The 19,447-nt window shown below is 42.8% G+C and carries 23 protein-coding genes; 19 read left to right on the forward strand and 4 right to left on the reverse strand.

The window, feature by feature from the left end; all coding sequences use genetic code 11:
* Together CWB80_RS01915 and CWB80_RS01920 are read right to left on the reverse strand one after the other, a co-directional pair.
* Positions 1 to 1,032, reverse strand: coding sequence for a hypothetical protein (locus tag CWB80_RS01915; RefSeq protein WP_063529763.1), 1,032 nt, complete (start codon positions 1,030 to 1,032; stop codon positions 1 to 3).
* Between the two features lie 85 nt (positions 1,033 to 1,117).
* Positions 1,118 to 1,579: an EVE domain-containing protein gene (locus CWB80_RS01920; protein WP_130167780.1), complete on the reverse strand. Its 462-nt coding sequence runs from the start codon at positions 1,577 to 1,579 to the stop codon at positions 1,118 to 1,120.
* Between the two features lie 79 nt (positions 1,580 to 1,658).
* Here CWB80_RS01920 and tesB point away from each other — a divergent pair, with 79 nt between their 5' ends.
* The gene (gene tesB, locus CWB80_RS01925; protein ID WP_054552365.1) at positions 1,659 to 2,516 is read left to right on the forward strand and encodes an acyl-CoA thioesterase II; all 858 of its coding nucleotides are present in this window, start codon (positions 1,659 to 1,661) and stop codon (positions 2,514 to 2,516) included.
* Here tesB and plsB read toward each other — a convergent pair.
* Positions 2,513 to 4,963 (reverse strand): glycerol-3-phosphate 1-O-acyltransferase PlsB, encoded by a 2,451-nt coding sequence (gene plsB / locus CWB80_RS01930; protein WP_138599067.1) that lies wholly within the window; start codon positions 4,961 to 4,963, stop codon positions 2,513 to 2,515. The genes tesB and plsB overlap by 4 nt on opposite strands.
* 431 nt (positions 4,964 to 5,394) lie before the next feature.
* On the opposite strand from plsB, the gene rpsJ reads away from it, so the two are divergent.
* The 14 genes from rpsJ (at position 5,395) to CWB80_RS02000 (ending at position 12,240) form a co-directional block, all read left to right on the forward strand.
* Positions 5,395 to 5,706 carry a 30S ribosomal protein S10 gene (rpsJ, locus tag CWB80_RS01935; RefSeq protein WP_002957900.1) on the forward strand — a complete coding sequence of 104 codons (312 nt, stop codon included), beginning with the start codon at positions 5,395 to 5,397 and terminating at the stop codon, positions 5,704 to 5,706.
* Between the two features lie 27 nt (positions 5,707 to 5,733).
* Entirely contained in the window at positions 5,734 to 6,369 is a 636-nt protein-coding gene (rplC, locus tag CWB80_RS01940) for a 50S ribosomal protein L3 (RefSeq protein WP_036974218.1), read from the forward strand.
* A gap of 17 nt (positions 6,370 to 6,386) precedes the next feature.
* Positions 6,387 to 6,992, forward strand: a complete 606-nt coding sequence (rplD, locus tag CWB80_RS01945; protein WP_062568199.1) for a 50S ribosomal protein L4 — start codon at positions 6,387 to 6,389, stop codon at positions 6,990 to 6,992.
* On the forward strand, positions 6,989 to 7,291 hold the full coding sequence (rplW, locus tag CWB80_RS01950; protein WP_054552368.1) for a 50S ribosomal protein L23: 303 nt from the start codon (positions 6,989 to 6,991) through the stop codon (positions 7,289 to 7,291). The genes rplD and rplW overlap by 4 nt, the downstream gene beginning before the upstream one ends.
* A 17-nt stretch (positions 7,292 to 7,308) precedes the next feature.
* A complete protein-coding gene (gene rplB, locus CWB80_RS01955) occupies positions 7,309 to 8,133 on the forward strand; it encodes a 50S ribosomal protein L2 (protein WP_054552369.1) in 825 nt (274 codons plus the stop codon).
* A 16-nt stretch (positions 8,134 to 8,149) separates the two neighbouring features.
* A complete protein-coding gene (rpsS, locus tag CWB80_RS01960; protein WP_010376377.1) occupies positions 8,150 to 8,428 on the forward strand; it encodes a 30S ribosomal protein S19 in 279 nt (92 codons plus the stop codon).
* A 14-nt stretch (positions 8,429 to 8,442) separates the two neighbouring features.
* Positions 8,443 to 8,775 (forward strand): 50S ribosomal protein L22, encoded by a 333-nt coding sequence (gene rplV, locus CWB80_RS01965; protein ID WP_004588690.1) that lies wholly within the window; start codon positions 8,443 to 8,445, stop codon positions 8,773 to 8,775.
* A gap of 11 nt (positions 8,776 to 8,786) precedes the next feature.
* Entirely contained in the window at positions 8,787 to 9,488 is a 702-nt protein-coding gene (gene rpsC, locus CWB80_RS01970) for a 30S ribosomal protein S3 (RefSeq protein WP_054552370.1), read from the forward strand.
* A 12-nt stretch (positions 9,489 to 9,500) separates the two neighbouring features.
* Positions 9,501 to 9,914, forward strand: coding sequence for a 50S ribosomal protein L16 (rplP, locus tag CWB80_RS01975; protein ID WP_036974208.1), 414 nt, complete (start codon positions 9,501 to 9,503; stop codon positions 9,912 to 9,914).
* Complete coding sequence (gene rpmC, locus CWB80_RS01980) at positions 9,914 to 10,105, forward strand: 50S ribosomal protein L29 (protein WP_054552371.1); 192 nt, start codon at positions 9,914 to 9,916, stop codon at positions 10,103 to 10,105. Before rplP ends, rpmC begins: the two co-directional genes overlap by 1 nt.
* Positions 10,105 to 10,362: a 30S ribosomal protein S17 gene (rpsQ, locus tag CWB80_RS01985; RefSeq protein WP_054552372.1), complete on the forward strand. Its 258-nt coding sequence runs from the start codon at positions 10,105 to 10,107 to the stop codon at positions 10,360 to 10,362. Before rpmC ends, rpsQ begins: the two co-directional genes overlap by 1 nt.
* Before the next feature lie 223 nt (positions 10,363 to 10,585).
* Positions 10,586 to 11,221 (forward strand): hypothetical protein, encoded by a 636-nt coding sequence (locus tag CWB80_RS01990; RefSeq protein WP_138686270.1) that lies wholly within the window; start codon positions 10,586 to 10,588, stop codon positions 11,219 to 11,221.
* A gap of 65 nt (positions 11,222 to 11,286) precedes the next feature.
* Positions 11,287 to 11,577: a hypothetical protein gene (locus CWB80_RS01995; RefSeq protein ID WP_138599065.1), complete on the forward strand. Its 291-nt coding sequence runs from the start codon at positions 11,287 to 11,289 to the stop codon at positions 11,575 to 11,577.
* A 72-nt stretch (positions 11,578 to 11,649) separates the two neighbouring features.
* A complete protein-coding gene (locus tag CWB80_RS02000) occupies positions 11,650 to 12,240 on the forward strand; it encodes a hypothetical protein (protein ID WP_138599064.1) in 591 nt (196 codons plus the stop codon).
* 43 nt (positions 12,241 to 12,283) lie between these two features.
* Here CWB80_RS02000 and CWB80_RS02005 read toward each other — a convergent pair whose 3' ends face one another.
* The gene (locus CWB80_RS02005) at positions 12,284 to 13,924 is read right to left on the reverse strand and encodes an endonuclease (RefSeq protein ID WP_138599063.1); all 1,641 of its coding nucleotides are present in this window, start codon (positions 13,922 to 13,924) and stop codon (positions 12,284 to 12,286) included.
* Between the two features lie 349 nt (positions 13,925 to 14,273).
* Here CWB80_RS02005 and CWB80_RS02010 point away from each other — a divergent pair, with 349 nt between their 5' ends.
* From CWB80_RS02010 to CWB80_RS02025, 4 genes are all read left to right on the forward strand, one after another.
* Complete coding sequence (locus CWB80_RS02010; RefSeq protein ID WP_138599062.1) at positions 14,274 to 16,088, forward strand: assimilatory sulfite reductase (NADPH) flavoprotein subunit; 1,815 nt, start codon at positions 14,274 to 14,276, stop codon at positions 16,086 to 16,088.
* Between the two features lie 48 nt (positions 16,089 to 16,136).
* Positions 16,137 to 17,834: an assimilatory sulfite reductase (NADPH) hemoprotein subunit gene (gene cysI, locus CWB80_RS02015; RefSeq protein ID WP_138599061.1), complete on the forward strand. Its 1,698-nt coding sequence runs from the start codon at positions 16,137 to 16,139 to the stop codon at positions 17,832 to 17,834.
* A 38-nt stretch (positions 17,835 to 17,872) separates the two neighbouring features.
* Complete coding sequence (locus tag CWB80_RS02020) at positions 17,873 to 18,613, forward strand: phosphoadenylyl-sulfate reductase (protein WP_138599060.1); 741 nt, start codon at positions 17,873 to 17,875, stop codon at positions 18,611 to 18,613.
* Positions 18,614 to 18,713: 100 nt separating this feature from the next.
* Positions 18,714 to 19,442 (forward strand): substrate-binding periplasmic protein, encoded by a 729-nt coding sequence (locus CWB80_RS02025; protein ID WP_054552380.1) that lies wholly within the window; start codon positions 18,714 to 18,716, stop codon positions 19,440 to 19,442.
* Positions 19,443 to 19,447: the final 5 nt, after the last annotated feature.

The following is a 19,447-nucleotide window of genomic DNA, read 5'->3' on the forward strand; positions in this document are numbered from 1 at the left end:
TCACTTCAACTGTTTTAGTTTATGGTCTATCACAGGATCATCGGGTGAGAGTTGCTGAGCCACTTCTAAGACCTTAATTGCATCGTTTGGGTGCTCATCTTGATGTTTGATTGCAACATCAATCAGCGGTTGCACATCAATCGCATCTTTTTGCTCTTGCATGTGCTCGGCTTTTTCTTCAGCTAAAATTGTATGCGCGGTGCTTAGTAAGGCTAAACGATGTGGCGAACTCTTGTTTGCCTTATTTAGGCGACGATAATAGTCTTCTTTAAAGCGTAGCGTTTTGGTTTGCTGGCGGAATTGGGCGATATCAACTTGCTGGTGGCTTATAAAATCAACAGCAACATCTTTATAAAAGCCAAACTTATTTAAATATGTTGCATGAACACTATGGCCCATACCAAACACGCGTAAGTGGGTGAGTTGTGGGTAACGTTTAGCATGAGCTCGGTCGATACGATTAGTTGGGTCGTAAATAATATAACCCTTTGCATGGCCTAAATCTAAATCGTGGTAGTCACCGTTCCAATCGAATTTTTGCGCGATGTCAGTGCTTGAACGGTCATCCCATGGTGCTTTTTCTTTGTTTTTTGTGCTAACAGGGTGAAAGAGTAAAACTTTATCAAGCTTTAATAGATTGGCAAAGGCGCCAACGGCAAAGCCTCCTCGGCTCAAACCATAACCTAACCGCTCTTTGAATCCGCCAATCAGTGGTGCTAGCTGCTCAATGAAAAACAACAGGTTACGGTGCCTAAACCAGTTGCTAATGCCTAAATGTTGAAAGGCGATAATATTCACATCTTGTTTTTTCGCGAGCTTATAAGCCCAAGGCGAAAAATCATCAGTAATATCATGTTCTTGATAATTTGTTCCAGCAGGAGAGAAGGTAATTAGCAGGGGCTTATTGGCATCAATGATATGGTATTTTACATAAACATCGCCGAGCAAATCACCGCCAGTCATAGGTACAAGGCTTTGTTGCTCATCGCGTGGGAGGTTGGTCCATTCCTCTAACCAATACAATAATTTCATACATCCCCCTTAGTACCTCTAAAATAAAGGGGCGAAATTATAGCAAAAATAGCAGCTCATTAAAAATGGCCGCTACTTTATATGCTTAGCCCTCGCTCATTGCGATGATCTGTTGCCAGTCATGTTCAGTTACAGGCATTACTGATAATCGGCCGCCTTTTTTAAGGGCGATTTCGGTGATTGCATCATTGGCTTTAATCGCCTGCAGGCTCACTAGCTTTTTAAGGTGTGCTTGATATTGCACATCGACCACAAACCAGCGCGGGTTGTCAGCGGTTGCTTTGGCGTCGTAGTAGTCGCTATTTAAATCAAACTGTGTTGGGTCGGCATAAGCTTCGCGAGTTACCGTAGCAATACCAGCAACACCCACCTGTTTACAACTTGAATGATAAATCATTACCAAGTCACCGTGCTTGATACCATCGCGCAGAAAGTTGCGGGCTTGATAATTACGCACGCCATCCCACATAGAAGTTTGCTCAGGTGCGTTTTTTAGATCATCAATTGAAAATGCATCGGGTTCGGTTTTAAAAAGCCAATAAGCCATAATGAGGTGCTCTTACAAAGATTTACTTCCAATTAGTCTATAGTATCATTAAACGCTTGTCGGGATTGAGGATAAATAAATGAGCCAAGTATTAGATGACCTACTGTCATTAATGTCGTTAGAAGAGATTGAGCAAGGCTTGTATCGCGGGCAAAGCCAAGATTTAGGATTTAGAGCTGTATTCGGTGGCCAAGTAATGGGCCAAGCCCTATCTGCCGCAAAAGAAACATTACCACAAGGGCGTATTGTTCACTCTTTACACTCTTACTTCTTGCGTCCAGGTGATGCTGCAAAGCCGATTGTCTATGATGTAGAGAATATCCGTGATGGTAAAAGTTTTAGTACTCGCCGTGTAAAAGCAATTCAATATGGTAAGCCAATTTTTTACATGACCGCTTCTTTCCAAGGTGAAGAAGAAGGCTTATCACACCAAGCGCAGATGCCTGATGTCCCTCAGCCTGAAGAATTAAAGTCATCGCTTGAATTTTACCAAGCAAATGCAGAGCTTATTCCTGAGCCAATTCGGAATAAGTTCATTCGTGAAGTGCCTATTGAAATGCGCCCTGTGACTTTTCATAACCCATTCAAACCACAAGTGATGGAGCCAGTTAAGCATATTTGGTTTAAAGCTAATGGTGAGATGCCTGACGATCAGCGTATTCATAATTACTTACTCGCGTACGCATCTGACTTTGAATTTTTACCGACTGCATTACAGCCGCACGGCGTATCGTTTATGCAGCCGAATATGCAGGTTGCGACGATTGACCATGCAATGTGGTTCCACCGCCCGTTTAGACTAGACGATTGGATTTTATATTCGATTGATAGCCCAAGTGCGAGCTCTGGTCGTGGTTTGGTGCGAGGTCAGTTCTTTGACCGCCAAGGCAATTTGGTTGCCTCAACGATCCAAGAAGGGGTCATGCGTCAGCGTTAATCTTTTGTGTGCTGAGCTTGACTTTGCACTATATCGTCAATTGACTGCCAGACCCGTGCTGGCAGCAATGCTTTAAGGTATAAATACACCTCACATAGTTCATTGCTACCCGTTAAGCCTTGCTCTGTTTCGGTAATTAGCTTTTGCTCTCGCAAGCTTGAAATAAAACCAATAAGTACTTTTTTGTCGAAGAACTCAGGGGTTTTAATGCCGTGCAAGGTGCCCAAGCGCTCTGCTAACACTTGGCTTTCGTGTTCAAGTTCTTCACGCTCAATACCACTGCTAGTTTGAATAAAACCAACCACGATAGCGTAGCGTTGTAGTGTTAAGCTTAGAGCACGACCAAGCATTTCGAGTTTCGCTAAGCAGTCGTTGCTGTTTGTGATCTTGATATTATCGCTATCAATTTCAATCAGGTCCTGATCAACGAAGCTTGCAAGTACGCGCGTAATGTAGTTTTCATCTAACTCATGCAAGAACCACTCTTTGGCAAATAGCGGGTAAAAACGTGCAATTAAGGCTTGGCAATCTGCCATGGTAGTTTGATGTGCTTTGAATAAATGCAGCGCCAATAAGCTCGGTACTGCAAACAAGTGCAACACGTTATTACGGTAGTAGTTGAACAGTGTTTTTTCTTTATCGTTAATCGCGATAATTTCACCGAACTCATCACTGATAACATCAAACTTATTAAGTTTAAGGGCATGCTCTAGTAGCTGCTCGGCACTTTCGTCTGGTGTGGTCACCTTTTCACTGTAGCTGGCGCTACGCTGTAAATGTAAATAAAACTCAAGCTGAGCAATCAGCTTAGGTTTACTTAACGCGTGCTTATCATTTACCAGTAAAATCATCGCAAGTAGATTCACTGCATTAAGTGCAGCGGCGCTATTAATATTAACCATTACCTTATCAGCGAGGTTAGCGACTTGTGGTCCAAGCCATTGTGGTTTCTGAACATCAGTTGGGTGAATCGACTCTCGCCAATCAGGTTGTTGATCATTGAGATATTGGTTTATCGATATAGGGTCGCCAAAGTTTAAATAACCACGACCATAGTTTTTAAGGTTTTTAATTGCCTTAAAGATACCTAATACCGACTCACCTTTTTTATCGTTACCGGCAAGCTCTTTTAAGTAGGTATTAATTTCCATTACGTGCTCATAGCCAATGTATACAGGCACAATTGAAATAGGGCGATCAATGCCGCGTAACATAGCTTGTAATGTCATAGCGAGCATACCTGTTTTTGGCGGTAACAAGCGACCAGTACGGCTACGACCACCTTCAGTGTAAAACTTTACTGAATAGCCTTTGATAAATAACTGGCTCAGGTATTCTTTAAATACTGACGAATACAATTTATTGCCCGCGAATGAGCGGCGAATAAAGAAAGCACCACTGCGACGGAAAATCCCCCCTGCTGGGAAGAAGTTTAAGTTGATACCGGCAGCGATATGCGGCGGAACTAAGCCTAAATGGTAAATAGAATAGGTCAGCAATAAGTAATCCATGTGCGAGCGATGACAAGGCATATAGATAATCTCGTGGCCTTTATCTGTGAGCTCGTGCACTTGTTCTGAAAACTTAATATCAATCCCGTTATAAAGTTTATTCCACAGCCACGTTAAAATACGGTCTGCAACACGAATGGTGGCATCGCTATAATTAGCGGCAATCTCATCAAGTAGCTTTAGCGCATTTTGGCGCGCTTGCTCTTGGCTAATGTTTTTTTCTTTCGCTTCTATTTGAATTGCTTTTTTTATTGTTGGTGAGGCAAGTAGCGAATTAAATAGCTGTTCACGTGATGGCATTTTCGGGCCAGTCGCTGCCAGTTTTTGGCGGCGAAAGTGCACGCGGGCTACACGTAAAAGTTTATGTGGTAGTTCATCAACATCGGCTTTTTCATTGACCAATAAAGATAAATCGAGTGGCTGACTAAAGCGAATAAAGTTATCGCGCCCAGAAAATAGCAACACAAAGAATTTACGAAACCAGCTAGGTGTTAATGAATGAGACACCAAAGTACCTAAACCTGGTTTTTCTTTGCCTGGGTTGCGGCCCCATAAAATCGTCACTGGGATCACTTGGACGTTTTTCTCACCTGATTGCATCAGGTGGTCAATAATTTGTTTGCCTTGCTGCAGAGCATTGCTAGGTTTGCTTTTGTTACCAAATAGCGGTGGTGGGTTTTGAATACCGATAAAGCGATCAAGTTCTGCATTACCTAATAACTGCTCTTCGGTCGGGTTAGGTAAGCCGTATTTTTTACATACCCGCGCCAGTGCTGCTAAATCAGAGCGTGCATTTAGCCTAACAATATAAAAAGTAGGGTTGGCTGGGTTTAGATTGTATTGTTCAATCGGATTCTCTGGCAGCACCTTACTTTTTACAAACAAGCGGTTCATACCGGCAGAAATGAAATTTAAACAACGATTAATGATACGCATCAACTCACCAAAGTTATTAGTAGATATTAAATAGACCGAGTGTGGTCAAAAATAAGCGGCATAGAATAACAATTATTAACTGGACTGACCATTTAAAAGCGATTTTCTAGCCTCTTTACTCGCATAAGTATAATTTAAAGACGCTAATGTTATTGATAAAGTTCGAAAATTAAACAAAATTTAATTTAGACCTTTGAGATTTTCAAAATAGTTGTTGCATTTATCACCAATCTATCTATAATACGCAGGCTTTCAAAATTCCCTCGGGAACTTGGAAGGAAAGATTAAGCTTGGATTTCAAGCTAATAAACAGGAATTCCGATTTGGAATTCATCGTAGATATAAGAAAGCAGCCGACATCTTAGTTATTAAGATTGTTTCGGTCGTTTTTTTATGCTCTTTTTAAATGCTCTTTATATTGAGGTTTAAGAATGTCAAATCAACGCATTCGTATTCGCCTAAAAGCTTTTGACCACCGTTTGATTGACCAATCAACGGCGGAAATCGTGGAAACTGCGAAACGCACTGGCGCTCAAGTACGTGGTCCAATCCCACTACCTACACGCTTTGAACGTTTTACTGTACTAACTTCACCGCACGTTAACAAAGACGCGCGTGATCAGTACGAAATCCGCACCCATAAACGTCTGATCGACATCGTAGAACCAACTGACAAGACTGTTGACGCTCTTATGCGTTTAGATCTTGCTGCTGGTGTTGATGTTCAAATCAGCCTGGGTTAATCGGAAGATTAGAGAGGTTTTAGGAAAATGGCATTAGGTCTAGTCGGTCGTAAAGTGGGTATGACACGTATCTTCACTGAAGATGGTGTATCTATCCCTGTGACAGTTATCGAAGCGACACCTAACCGCATTGCTCAGATCAAATCTGAAGCAACTGACGGTTATAACGCGCTTCAAGTAACCGCAGGCACTAAAAAAGCAAGCCGTGTAAACAAAGCAGCAGCGGGTCACTTCGCTAAAGCTGGTGTTGAAGCGGGTCGCGGTCTGTGGGAATTCCGCCTAAATGGTGGTGAAGGCGATTTTGAAGTAGGCGCTGAGCTTACTGTTGAATTATTCAACGAAATCAACAAAGTTGACGTAACCGGTACTTCTAAAGGTAAAGGTTTCCAAGGTGGTGTTAAGCGCTGGAACTTCAGCATGCAAGACGCTACTCACGGTAACTCTCTATCTCACCGTGCTCCTGGTTCAATCGGTCAAAACCAATCACCTGGTAAGGTGTTTAAAGGTAAGAAAATGGCCGGTCACATGGGTGCTGAGCGTGTAACGACTCAAAACTTAGAACTAGTTCGCGTTGACGCTGAGCGTAACTTGCTTTTAGTTAAAGGTGCAGTACCTGGCGCTATCGGCGGTGACGTTATCGTTAAACCAGCTGTTAAAGCATAAGTCCTGGAGATTTAGTGATGGAATTAGCAATTAAAGACGCTTCTGGCGCTCTTGAAGTTTCTGAAGCTACTTTTGGACGTGAGTTTAACGAAGCATTAGTACACCAAGTAGTTGTTGCTTACGCAGCAGGTGCTCGTCAAGGTACTCGTGCTCAGAAGACACGTTCTGAAGTTAGCGGTGGTGGTAAAAAACCATGGTCTCAAAAAGGTACTGGCCGTGCACGTGCTGGTACAATTCGTAGCCCAATTTGGCGTTCAGGTGGCGTTAGCTTCGCAGCTAAACCACAAGATCACAGCCAAAAAGTAAACCGTAAAATGTACCGCGGTGCGATCAAAAGCATCTTATCTGAATTAGTTCGTCAAGAGCGTTTAATCGTTGTTGAGCAGTTTGGTCTTGAAGCACCAAAAACTAAAGAACTAGTTGCTAAGCTTAAAGAACTTGAGCTTAAAGATGTTCTAATCGTGACTGAAGAAGTAGATGAGAATCTTTTCTTATCGGCACGTAACCTATACAAGGTTGACACGCGTGATGTAGCTGGTATCGATCCTGTAAGCCTAATCGCTTTCGATAAGGTACTTATTACAGCTGCTGCTGTTAAGCAACTTGAGGAGGCGCTAGCATGATCCGTGAAGAACGTCTTTTAAAAGTGATCCTTGCTCCACACATCTCTGAGAAAAGCACTATCGCTGCTGAAGAGAACAACACGATTGTTTTCAAAGTAGCTTCTGATGCAACTAAAGCTGAAATCAAAGCTGCAGCAGAAAAGCTTTTTGAAGTAGAAGTAACTGGTGTTCGCACACTAAACGTTAAGGGTAAAACAAAACGTACTGGCATGCGTTTCGGTCGTCGTTCAGACTGGAAGAAAGCTTACGTTACTCTTAAAGAAGGTAGCGAGCTAGACTTTGTCGGCGGCGCCGAGTAATAAGGGGAGTTAGAATTATGGCACTTCAAAAGTGTAAACCAACTTCTGCGGGTCGTCGTCACCTGGTTAAAGTGGTTAACCCAGATCTACATAAGGGTAAACCTTACGCACCACTACTAGAGAAAAACTCTAAGTCTGGTGGTCGTAATAACAAAGGTCGTATCACGGTTCGTCACATCGGTGGTGGTCATAAGCATCATTACCGTGTAATCGACTTTAAACGCACTAAAGATGGCATTCCAGCTGTTGTTGAGCGTCTAGAGTATGATCCAAACCGTAGCGCAAACATCGCTCTTGTATTATATGCAGACGGTGAGCGTCGTTACATTATTGCACCTAAAGGCTTAAAAGCTGGTGATTCAATCCAATCTGGTATTGATGCACCAATCAAAGCTGGTAACACGTTACCAATGCGTAACATGCCTGTAGGTTCGACTGTTCACAACGTAGAATTAAAACCAGGTAAAGGCGCGCAAATCGCACGTTCTGCTGGTGCATACGTTCAAATCCTTGCTCGTGAAGGTCAATACGTAACTCTACGTCTTCGTTCTGGCGAAGTTCGTAAAGTTCCAGCTGACTGTCGCGCAACACTTGGTGAAGTAGGCAATGCTGAGCATATGCTTCGTTCACTAGGTAAAGCTGGTGCAAATCGCTGGCGTGGTATCCGTCCGACAGTTCGTGGTGTTGCCATGAACCCGGTAGATCACCCGCACGGTGGTGGTGAAGGTCGTACATCTGGTGGTCGTCATCCTGTGTCTCCATGGGGTAAACCGACTAAAGGTGCTAAGACACGTAAGAACAAGCGTACTGATAAATTTATCGTACGTCGTCGTACTAAATAATAGTTGAGGAATAGCCATGCCACGTTCTCTCAAGAAAGGTCCTTTTATTGACCTACACTTGCTGAAGAAGGTAGAGAAAGCGTTGGAAAGCGGTGACAAGAAGCCAATTAAAACTTGGAGCCGTCGTTCAATGATCATACCTAACATGATCGGATTGACCATCGCTGTCCATAATGGTCGTCAGCACGTTCCTGTGTTCATCACAGACGAAATGATCGGTCACAAACTAGGTGAATTTGCACCAACTCGTACTTACCGCGGTCACGCTGCGGATAAGAAAGCGAAGAAACGTTAAGAGGGGAATGATAAATGCAAGCATTAGCTAAACATAAATTCGCCTCTGGTTCGGCGCAAAAAGCACGTCTAGTTGCAGATCAGATCCGCGGACTTCCGGTTGATCGCGCTCTAGAAATCCTGGCGTACAGCCCTAAAAAAGCGGCTGTATTAGTTAAAAAAGTACTTGAGTCTGCTATTGCTAACGCAGAGCATAACGAAGGTGCTGACATTGATGAGCTTCGTGTAACTACGATCTTTGTGGACGATGGTCCAACAATGAAGCGTATTATGCCACGTGCTAAAGGACGCGCAGACCGCATCCTTAAGCGTACAAGCCACATCACTGTTGTGGTTTCAGATAGCTAGGAGTATAAGTAATGGGACAAAAAGTTCATCCTACTGGTATTCGCCTAGGTATCTCTAAACCTTGGGTTTCTACCTGGTACGCGAATTCAAAAGATTTCTCTGATCAGCTTTTTGGCGATCACAAAGTACGTACTTTCCTTACTAAGGAATTAAAAGCGGCTTCTGTGTCTAAAATCGTTATCGAGCGTCCAGCTAAATCTATCCGTGTAACAATTCACACAGCTCGTCCTGGTGTTGTTATCGGTAAAAAAGGCGAAGACGTTGAAAAACTACGTCAAGCAGTAACTAAGATTGCAGGTGTTCCGGCTCAGATTAATATCGCTGAAGTTCGTAAGCCTGAACTTGATGCACAACTAGTAGCTGACGGTATTGCGTCACAGCTAGAGCGTCGTGTTATGTTCCGTCGCGCTATGAAGCGTTCGGTACAAAATGCAATGCGCATTGGTGCAAAGGGTATCAAAGTTGAAGTTAGCGGTCGTCTTGGCGGTGCTGAGATCGCACGTTCAGAATGGTATCGTGAAGGTCGTGTACCTCTACATACTCTTCGTGCTGATATCGACTACGCAACTTCTGAAGCCTTAACCACTTATGGTATCATTGGTGTTAAAGTTTGGATCTTCAAAGGCGAAGTTATTGGTGGTTTACCACTAGTACAAGAGCAAGAGAAGCCAGCTAAACGCGCGCCAAAGAAAGCCAAAAAAAGTGCTAAGTAGAGGTAGCGAGTAATGTTACAGCCAAAACGTACAAAATTCCGTAAAATGCACAAAGGCCGCAACCGCGGTTTAGCGCAAAACGGTAACAAAGTAAGCTTCGGTACTTTCGGTTTGAAAGCTACTGGCCGTGGCCGTATGACTGCTCGTCAAATCGAAGCAGCTCGTCGTGCTATGACACGTCACGTAAAGCGTCAAGGTAAAATCTGGATTCGTGTATTCCCAGATAAGCCAATTACGAACAAACCATTAGAAGTTCGTATGGGTAAAGGTAAAGGTTCTGTTGAATATTGGGTTGCTGAAATTCAACCTGGTAAAGTACTTTACGAAATGGAAGGTGTTTCTGAAGAGCTTGCTCGTGAAGCATTTAACCTTGCAGCGCGTAAATTACCATTCACAACAACTTTCGTAACTCGGACGGTGATGTAATGAAAGCTAGCGAACTAAAAGACAAAAGCGTAGAAGAGCTAAATGCTGAACTTCTAGGACTTCTTCGTGAGCAGTTCAACCTGCGCATGCAAGCAAGCACTGGTCAGTTAGCTCAGACACACACGCTAAGAACAGTACGTCGCGATATCGCGCGTGTAAAAACAGTTATTAACCAGAAGGCAGGTCAATAATGAGCGATAAAATCCGTACTCTTCAAGGCCGTGTAATCAGCGACAAGATGGATAAATCTTTCACTGTTGCTATCGCACGTTACGTGAAGCATCCAGTATATGGTAAATTCATCAAACGTACGACTAAACTACACGTACATGACGAAAACAACACAGCTCAAACTGGTGACGTAGTTACTATTTCTGAGTGCGCTCCTATTTCTAAGACTAAGTCTTGGACTTTAGTAGACGTTGTTGAGCGTCCAAAGAAAGCTTAATTTTTAATTAAGTTTCCTTACTAAAAAGCCCCGGCATCTGCTGGGGCTTTTTGTTTTTAAAATACCGCTTACCGCCATTTTCTGATGAACTATTTCACTCATCTGACACTCTTAAAAATAAAAATGAGGCACTTGAGTGTTAAAAGGGAATTACAAAGCATGGATCATCTCGATTACGCTACATGCTATGCTTTTATTGTTATTTGCTCGATATGGAAAGTCTGTGAAACTTCCCGCAGTCGCTGAACCGCCCAAGGTAATCAACGCGTATGTGAGTGTCGATTTAACAAAGCTACCAAGTTTGCAGAAGACTCAAGACAAACCTTTATCGGATCAGCCGCCAGAAACAGTTGATGAAGCGAAGGCTTTGCCGCTAAGAGAGGAAACCCCTCATAGCAGTCCTAAGCAGAAAAGCGATGATAGGGTTGTTGAATACTCAGTTAGTGAATCCCAAGAAGTGACAACTGAGGTCGCAAAGCCTGATCAGGCACCTGAACACTCAAAAACAACCGAAGTACCCTTTAAAAAGCTCAACCCGTATGCGCCAATTCCAGAGCTTAAGTTTGAAAATGACTCTTCTAATGCATCGCTATTTGGTCAGGTGAACGCCGCAAATAATAATTCGTCTGTAGGCAGGATATCTGTACCTGTGCAATTAACAGTATCAGATAAGGCAAAAGTCGTTTGGCAGAGTGGTGATGGTAGCAAGCGCATCGAGGTGCTAAATGGTATGTGTTATGGCATCGATTTTAATTCGGTGTTTGGTAAATCTGGAGTGCCAAGCGGTTCGCCCAGACCTTGTGAAGACAAGGATGCTAAATTATTTAAAGAAATAATGAATAAGTGGAGTAAAAACTAATAAAAAAACACTTTACCTCAACTTAACTTGAGCTTTTAAAGTGGCGTTTTTAAAAGGGCGCTACAATGAATCCATTAGAAAACTATCTATTAAGCTTGCAGATTAATACTTATAAAACTTCAATTTATCAAGTTATTGAAATACAAACGCGTATTTGGCAATCACTCCAATCAGGCTCTAGCTATGTACTGGCCATGCTGGAGGTATTAGAAGTAGTAAACCATTCAAAACAACAGCAGCATCAAGCACTGTTAAAGCAGGTGTTACAGCTTCTTGGCTATAGTGCCCAATCTCAAGTCGGTAATAATTTACTTGTTGCGCATAAGCGCTTTTCACATTCGTTAGAATTATTATGAGCTGTCATTATTAGGTCACAAAGGTTGGGTGAAATAATACTGTTTTAAGGATTGAAACGGAGTTTCTGCATCATGAATGAGCAGCCAGAGATAATTATTATAGGTAATGGCCCAATAAATACCGAGCTTGCTGAGCTGATTGATTGTTGCCCTCGTGTCGTTCGTTTTAACCGCTGTGCAGCAATGCCTACGCACCTAGGTAAGCGATGCACTGATCTATGGCTACTGGGCCGAGGAAGGCAGGCGCAAAGCTTACTTACTGATCCGCTTGTGATGCCGCTTGAAGGGATAAGTAAAGTTGTCGTCACTGATCCTGCGCCAAATTTACTTATGCAGCACATATTCAAACTGATCCGCCGTCAAAGCCGGCTTGACCATGGTGACGCTTTGTTTAATCAATATGGCAAAGGATTACAGCAAGAAAGGTTAACCCAGCAATTTCGCCAATCAGTCCTTGAGTATCTATTAACGTTAGGGCCAACAATACATAAGCCATATTGCCCAAGTTCAGGAACTTTAGCGATTGTTCACTACCTTAAATTGTTTTCAAAAGTGCATATAGCAGGTTTTGGTTTTCAGGGCTGGAAGCGTCATCCGTGGCATTTAGAAAAACGCTATGTATCAGAGTTAATTCACGAAAACAAAGTCATTATGCTTGACTGAAAAAAGGCACTTAGCCGAAACTAAGCGCCTTGGCTTAACGAAGTTACCAAATCATTTCTACAAATTCTGGGTGATCCACAAATGGGTTGCGGTTACCTTGATGTTCATAAGCGGCTTGGTTACGGTCAAGCTCTAATTGGCTAACGGGATCCTCGTTATGCCAATTTAATAACATAGTAACGACCCAGCTCTCAAAGACCTGATTAGATGAACCATTCAGTACAGCGTTACTGTAGGTTGTGTTGTTTTGCCATGAGCCAATCACGTTTTCATAGCGTGTTGCCATATAGAAGTACGCTCTTGCAAAGTCACCTTTAAATTCATCAATTGGTTCAAAAACCGTTCCTGAGTAATTTAATGAGCTGGCTGCACTACCTACTTTGCTGCCGTTACTAGAGGTATAGCTTGCACTAGCTACTTCACCAAATGGGTAGTTACTGCGTTTTGAATTGACATAACCGTCAGTGGCAAAAATATGATGTACGTCTGAATTCATTGGCTCAACTGTTCCACCAAACCAACTTTTCGGGAAAGAATGCTCACGGTTGTAGCAGTCTGCTTCGCTGTTGTATGTCCCACATTGGTCGCTCACAGCAACATAGTTGTAGCTGTCTTGGCCTGCAGGGTTTTCTGAATAACGATCTAAAATAGAGTTGTCGTTTTCAAAATACTTATCACGTGAAGCAACATCGTAAAAGCTCCAAATCGCAGAATAGCCTTGTGAGTTGTGATCTTTAATGATGTTGTATAACTCTGTTTTTAGTGCATAACCACTAAGGCCTTGCGTTGTAACATAGTATCCCGATGGCTCTGTTGGGGTTGTACCACCACCGTCACCGCCGCCTGAGCTATCGCCTAGGCTAAACGGCGTTGCTTCTGAGCTTTGGAAGCTTGCACCACTGGCAAGTACTGTTTGACCTAATGAAAGGCTGTAACTGCCATTGCCGAATGAGCAGCATATGCCATCACCATAACTATCAAAAATAGTAAAGCTATAGTCACCATCCGTTAAACATGCTTGCTCACTGTACTGAGTATTTGCTGCATAGCTGCCGCCTGATGCTACTGCACTACCTTGGCTATTGGTGATTTGCCAGCTGGTTTCTTCTCCATAGTTATCGGTAGTGAGGGTTAAAGACACTTGGTTATAGGCGCAGCTGCCCGAAGGTGGTGGGGTTGCGCCAGTGCTTGGTGCAAAGCTATCTACATAAACTACTTCGCTGCCATCAAAACCAGTTACGTCGTAAAAGCGCAGGCCAATATTAATTGATGTGGTAGCAGAGGCTGTGTACTGATAACTGATTTGTTGCCATTGATTAGTTAATGCTGAATTAGAATAGCCTTGATAGCCATCAACCACTAAGCGAGCTTTTACGCCGCCTTCTGTATGGTAAACCCAAGCTGAAAACTCATAAGTTTCACCCGCCACTACATCAACTAGCTGCTGTAAATCGGTATTACTTTGCGTGCCAGTATTAACCACGACTTGCGCTGAGTAATTACCTGAGTAAACCACATTACTATTAGCGCTAAGGCTAATACCGCTATCTATGGTGCTCCAGCTTGCAGGGGTGTTTGCTGACCAGCTTTCGAAGCTGGCGTTATTAACATTTGCCAATGCTGAACTCGCTAGGCACAGCAAGCCACTGGCTAGCATATATTTTTTACATGTCCCGTGTGACATTGTATTTTCCTTTTCATATTTTTTAATAGTTATTGCTGTTCTTAAAATGAACACAGCGAGTATAGGCTAATTGTCTTATGTTGCAATAATGTTAATTAATAAAAGTTTCTTATTTGGGAATTTTTGCTTTTAACATGTTTTTTTTGGATAAATACTAAATTAATAACTAAATGGAATATCAAAGCAGATTCTATTCTTTTTTAATCGCCTCAGACCTCGTTATTCTTCACGCTCAGATAAACCTTTAAAGCGTTTTTATTAGGTCTTTAAAGTCGAAAAAATTGTTCGCGAAATGACGGTAGCAAGTTCGTTTCGCAGTTAACTTTTCAGGGTTACGAGGAATAAATTCATGTTGTTAAGTCAACTAAATGCAGCGGCGAGCCCGCTATCGCAAGAGCAAGTACAAAAGCTGCAAGGCTTAGTGGCTGAACTTAATCCAATTCAGCAAGCGTGGGTAAGTGGTTACTTAGCTGCAAATGCCAACGCAGGTGCATTAACCGGTGGTGTTGCAGCCGCTCCAGCTGCAGGTGATGCACAACCGCTAACTATTTTATACGGCTCGCAAACGGGTAACGCAAAAGGCGTGGCAAGTAAGTTAAAAGAGCAAGCAGAGTCGCGCGGTCTAACGGTGAAGTTAGTAAACATGGCTGACTACAAACCAACTGCCCTGAAAAAAGAAAAGTTCATCACGGTTGTTGTTTCAACTTATGGTGAGGGTGAACCACCAGAAGACGCTGAAAGTCTGCATGAATTCTTAACGACTAAAAAAGCACCAAAACTAGATGGTGTTAAAGTGGCTGTGATCGGCTTAGGTGATTCAAGCTACGAGTTCTTCTGCCAAACAGCAAAAGATTTTGAAGAGCGTTTTAACAAGCTTGGCGCAGAAACTATTTTCCAGCGTGCTGACTTAGATGTTGATTACGATGATGAAGCTGCTAAGTGGATTGACGGTGCACTTGATGCGTTTGAACCTGATCTTAAAGCGCAGCAGCAAGCAAGTGGTGGTCAAGTTGTGGCGATGCCATTTGGTGCAGCGGCACCAGCAGCAAGCCAATACACCAAGCAAAACCCATTTGCTGCAGAGCTAAGCGTTGTGCAAAAAATTACCGGTCGTGATTCAACCAAAGATGTGCGTCATGTTGAAATTTCATTAGAAGGTTCAGACATCACCTATACACCGGGTGATTCGCTAGGCGTTTACTTCTTAAATGACGAAGCGCTTGTTGATGAAGTACTTACGCTTACACAAATCGATGCATCTAGTACGGTTGAACTCGGCGACGAAGAACTAAGTATTCGTGATGCGTTAATCGAAAAATTAGAACTAACTCAGTCATACCCAGGCTTTGTTGAAAAATATGCAACAGCAACGGGCAACCCTGATTTATTAAAGTTAGTTGAAGATAAAGCGGCAATGCGTGAGTACATTGAGCCTCGCCAAATCTTCGATATTATTCGTCAAAACCCAGCTCAGCTTGAAGCACAAACCTTAGTAGACTGCTTACGTAAACTACAAGCACGTTTATATTCGATTGCATCTAGCCAAGCAGAAGTTGAAGAAGAAGTTCACTTAACGGTGGGTCTGGTTGAGTTTGATGCATTCGGCAGCGAGCACTTAGGTGGTTGTTCTGGCTATTTAGCACGTCGTGCTGAGGAAGGCTGCAAAGTAAAAGTATTCAGCGAGCATAACGATAACTTCCGTTTACCGGCTAATGATGAAACGCCAATTATCATGGTAGGTCCGGGTACAGGTATTGCACCTTTCCGTGCGTTTTTACAAGAGCGTGATGCCCGTGAAGCAAGCGGTAAAAATTGGTTATTCTTTGGTAACCCACACTTTACCCAAGACTTTTTATATCAAGTAGAAATTCAAGGTTACTTGAAGTCAGGTTTACTGACAAAAGTGGATGTGGCGTTTAGCCGTGACCAAGCGGAAAAAGTATATGTTCAAGACAAACTTCGCAAAAACAGCCAAGAAGTATTTGCTTGGTTAGAAGCGGGTGCTCATTTCTATATCTGTGGTGATGCAAACCGTATGGCGAAAGATGTTCATCAGGCGCTTGTCGACATTATCAAAGAAAATAGCGGCAAAGATGATGAACAAGCTGAGCAATATTTAAAAGATTTACGTAGCGCAAATCGCTATCAGAAAGACGTGTACTAATCACGTTTAAAGCTAACAGCCGTCACTGTAACAAATTTAGGAAATACCATGAGCGAACAAGACAAAAACGTAAAGCTTTCTGATAACGAGCGTTTGAAAAGAGAAAGTAACTTTTTACGTGGCACCATTGAGCAAGACTTAAAAGACGAGATCACCGGTGGTTTCACTGCTGATAACTTCCAACTGATCCGTTTCCACGGCATGTACCAGCAAGATGACCGTGATATTCGCCCTGAGCGCGCTAAACAAAAATTAGAGCCGTTACATAACGTAATGTTACGTGCTCGTATGCCTGGCGGTATCATCAAGCCAGAGCAATGGTTAGCGATTGATAAGTTTGCTGAAGAGAAAACCAGCTATGGCAGTATTCGTTTAACCACGCGTCAAACGTTCCAGTTCCATGGTGTACTTAAGCCAAATATTAAAGGCATGCATCAGATGCTCAATAGCGTGGGCATTGACTCAATTGCAACGGCGGGCGATGTAAACCGAAACGTATTATGTACAACGAACCCAGTTGAATCTGAGCTTCACCAAGAAGCGTACGAGTGGGCAGCGAAGATCTCTGAGCACCTATTACCAAAAACCAAAGCATACGCTGAAATTTGGCTAAATGGTGAAAAGAGTGAAACCACTGAAGAGCCAATTTTAGGTTCAACTTACTTACCGCGTAAGTTTAAAACCACAGTGACAATTCCACCGAACAATGAAGTGGATGTGCATGCGAACGACTTAAACTTCGTGGCAATTGCAGAAAACGGCAAGTTAGTTGGTTTTAACGTGTTAGTGGGTGGTGGTCTTGCGATGACTCACGGTGATACAGCAACGTATCCTCGTAAAGCAGATGACTTTGGTTTTATCCCACTTGAACACACGTTAAAAATTGCTGAGCACGTGGTGTCTGTACAGCGTGATTGGGGTAACCGCTCAAATCGTAAAAATGCGAAAACTAAATACACACTAGACCGTGTAGGTTCTGATGTATTTAAAGCTGAAGTTGAAAAACGTGCCGGTGTTCAATTTCAGCAGAGCCGCCCGTATGAGTTCACTCACCGTGGTGACCGTATCGGTTGGGTTGAAGGTATTGATGGTAAGCACCACTTAACGCTGTTTATCCAAAGTGGCCGTATTTTAGATTACCCAAATCAACCTCTTAAAACAGGTTGCCGTAAAATTGCTGAAATTCACCAAGGTGATTTCCGCATGACTGCAAACCAAAACTTGATCATCGCAGGTGTTCCGGCTGATCAAAAAGCGGTAATCGAAGAGATTGCTCGCAACCATGGCTTAATTGATGACAGCCATACAGAGCAGCGTAAAAACTCAATGGCGTGTGTGGCATTACCAACCTGTCCGCTAGCGATGGCTGAGGCAGAGCGTTATTTACCAAGCTTAATTGAGAAAACAGAAGCGCTATTAGCTAAGCACGGCATTAGCGATGACAACATCATTATGCGTGTCGTGGGTTGTCCGAATGGCTGTGGCCGCGCAATGTTGGCAGAAGCGGGTCTGGTTGGTAAAGGTCCGGGTAAATACAACGTGTACTTAGGTGGTAACCGTGAAGGCACGCGTATTCCAAAATTGTATTTAGAAAATGTTGGCGAAGACGTATACCTAGACGCATTCGATAAGCTAATTGGCCAATGGGCAAGTGAGCGTAATGAAGGCGAGTGTTTTGGTGATTTTGTAATTCGCAAAGGCATTGTTGCTGAAGTTAAAGTTTCAGTAACCGATTTTCACGCATAATTTTATAAGCGACACCGCTTTAAGGTTTGGAATTAACCATGAGTGAATTTAAAGACATCTTAACGATGAGTAAAGAAGACCAAACAGCCATGCTGGCTGATATTAATGGTCTTCTGACTGATAAAAGCGCAGAAGAGCGTGTTGCGTGGGCACTTGAAAACTTACCAAGCACTCACTTTTTGTCGTCGAGCTTTGGTATTCAAGCGGCTGTGATGTTGCACTTAGTGACATCAAAGCAGCCAGATATTCCAGTGGTACTGACTGACACGGGCTATTTGTTCCCTGAGACTTATCAGTTCATCGAGCAAATGACCGAGCGACTTTCGCTTAATCTTAAAGTTTATAAAGCACAGCTTAGCCCAGCGTGGCAAGAAGCGAAGTTTGGTAAACTTTGGGAGCAAGGTGAAGCCGGTATTAAGCAATACAATCAACTGAATAAAGTTGAGCCAATGACTCGCGCTTTAAACGAGCTGGAAGCAGGCACCTGGTTTAGTGGTTTGCGCCGTGACCAGTCATCAAGCCGTGCTGATAAGCAAATTGTTGAAATTAGCCGTGGCACAGTGAAAGTGTACCCACTTATCGAGTGGAATAACCGCGATATTTATCAGTATCTAACTAAGCATGATTTGCCGTATCATCCGCTTTGGGAGCAAGGTTATGTGTCTATGGGTGATGTTCACACCACCCGTAAACTTGAGCCTGGCATGACAGAAGAAGAAACGCGTTTCTTCGGTTTAAACCGTGAATGTGGCTTACATATTGATGGTGACGGTATCTAATCCTAAATTCCTATCAGAATTTTCTCAAAGCGCAGCTTAGCCTGCGCTTTTTTTGTGCTATTTATATACAATCCCTGGCTCAATTTTATGAGAGAAAATTATGAGTCGTGCCGTTGTTTTTTTATTATTGCTATTAATTACGCCTTTAGTGCGAGCAGAAACTTTACGTGTTGCGTTGTATGACACGGATTACCCACCTTATCATTTTGTTGATAGCGGTCAAAAAGGCCTAGTCGCTGACCTATTAAGCCGCTTTGCCGAAAAATATAATTATGATCTTCAGTACATGCTGGTACCAGAAGTGCGTTCGCAGCATTTACTTGATGAGGGTCAGGTTGATGTTCGTTTAGAGTCTGAGCAATGGTATCGTGGAGATAATCAATATTATTGGAGTGATAGTATTGCGATTGTTGAAGATATTTTAGTTATGCCCAGAGGTTGTCATATTCCAGCGATTGATGAGCTCGGCGGCTATGTGTTGATGGCTCGCTTTGGTTACACTTACCCGCAATTTGAAGCATTGTTTGCAGCTGGCAAGTTGCATCGTGAAGATTTTTACTCTGAAATAGATATGTTGAATGCTTTAGTCGATATGCAGCAAAATCAACGTGTTGCCGTCATCTCAAAAAACACATTGCAGTGGTATGCCTCAAGAAATCATGTCTTTAAGAAATTCACGGTAAGTGATTACAGTGTGGGTAGAGCGCCGATGCAATTACAGTTTACATACAATGAAAAAGGTAAGCATATGAGCGAGCAATTTAACGAATTTATGAAAAATCTTAAATCATCCGGTGAATTTGCTAAGATTGAGAGTAACTACCAATAATCGGT

The organism is Pseudoalteromonas sp. S1650 (genome assembly GCF_005887195.1).
GTDB lineage: Bacteria > Pseudomonadota > Gammaproteobacteria > Enterobacterales > Alteromonadaceae > Pseudoalteromonas > Pseudoalteromonas simplex.

Excerpts from the sequence above, each read along its gene's own strand:
- CWB80_RS01915 (WP_063529763.1), bottom strand. The coding sequence starts at position 1,032 with ATGAAATTATTGTATTGGTTAGAGGAATGGACCAACCTCCCACGCGAT.
- CWB80_RS02005 (WP_138599063.1), bottom strand. The coding sequence starts at position 13,924 with ATGTCACACGGGACATGTAAAAAATATATGCTAGCCAGTGGCTTGCTG.
- CWB80_RS01920 (WP_130167780.1), bottom strand. The coding sequence starts at position 1,579 with ATGGCTTATTGGCTTTTTAAAACCGAACCCGATGCATTTTCAATTGAT.
- cysI (WP_138599061.1), top strand. The coding sequence starts at position 16,137 with ATGAGCGAACAAGACAAAAACGTAAAGCTTTCTGATAACGAGCGTTTG.
- CWB80_RS02000 (WP_138599064.1), top strand. The coding sequence starts at position 11,650 with ATGAATGAGCAGCCAGAGATAATTATTATAGGTAATGGCCCAATAAAT.
- rplV (WP_004588690.1), top strand. The coding sequence starts at position 8,443 with ATGCAAGCATTAGCTAAACATAAATTCGCCTCTGGTTCGGCGCAAAAA.
- rplP (WP_036974208.1), top strand. The coding sequence starts at position 9,501 with ATGTTACAGCCAAAACGTACAAAATTCCGTAAAATGCACAAAGGCCGC.
- rplW (WP_054552368.1), top strand. The coding sequence starts at position 6,989 with ATGATCCGTGAAGAACGTCTTTTAAAAGTGATCCTTGCTCCACACATC.
- rplD (WP_062568199.1), top strand. The coding sequence starts at position 6,387 with ATGGAATTAGCAATTAAAGACGCTTCTGGCGCTCTTGAAGTTTCTGAA.
- plsB (WP_138599067.1), bottom strand. The coding sequence starts at position 4,963 with ATGCGTATCATTAATCGTTGTTTAAATTTCATTTCTGCCGGTATGAAC.
- rpmC (WP_054552371.1), top strand. The coding sequence starts at position 9,914 with ATGAAAGCTAGCGAACTAAAAGACAAAAGCGTAGAAGAGCTAAATGCT.
- rplC (WP_036974218.1), top strand. The coding sequence starts at position 5,734 with ATGGCATTAGGTCTAGTCGGTCGTAAAGTGGGTATGACACGTATCTTC.
- rpsJ (WP_002957900.1), top strand. The coding sequence starts at position 5,395 with ATGTCAAATCAACGCATTCGTATTCGCCTAAAAGCTTTTGACCACCGT.
- CWB80_RS02020 (WP_138599060.1), top strand. The coding sequence starts at position 17,873 with ATGAGTGAATTTAAAGACATCTTAACGATGAGTAAAGAAGACCAAACA.
- CWB80_RS01995 (WP_138599065.1), top strand. The coding sequence starts at position 11,287 with ATGAATCCATTAGAAAACTATCTATTAAGCTTGCAGATTAATACTTAT.
- CWB80_RS02025 (WP_054552380.1), top strand. The coding sequence starts at position 18,714 with ATGAGTCGTGCCGTTGTTTTTTTATTATTGCTATTAATTACGCCTTTA.
- rpsS (WP_010376377.1), top strand. The coding sequence starts at position 8,150 with ATGCCACGTTCTCTCAAGAAAGGTCCTTTTATTGACCTACACTTGCTG.
- rplB (WP_054552369.1), top strand. The coding sequence starts at position 7,309 with ATGGCACTTCAAAAGTGTAAACCAACTTCTGCGGGTCGTCGTCACCTG.
- tesB (WP_054552365.1), top strand. The coding sequence starts at position 1,659 with ATGAGCCAAGTATTAGATGACCTACTGTCATTAATGTCGTTAGAAGAG.
- CWB80_RS02010 (WP_138599062.1), top strand. The coding sequence starts at position 14,274 with ATGTTGTTAAGTCAACTAAATGCAGCGGCGAGCCCGCTATCGCAAGAG.
- rpsC (WP_054552370.1), top strand. The coding sequence starts at position 8,787 with ATGGGACAAAAAGTTCATCCTACTGGTATTCGCCTAGGTATCTCTAAA.
- rpsQ (WP_054552372.1), top strand. The coding sequence starts at position 10,105 with ATGAGCGATAAAATCCGTACTCTTCAAGGCCGTGTAATCAGCGACAAG.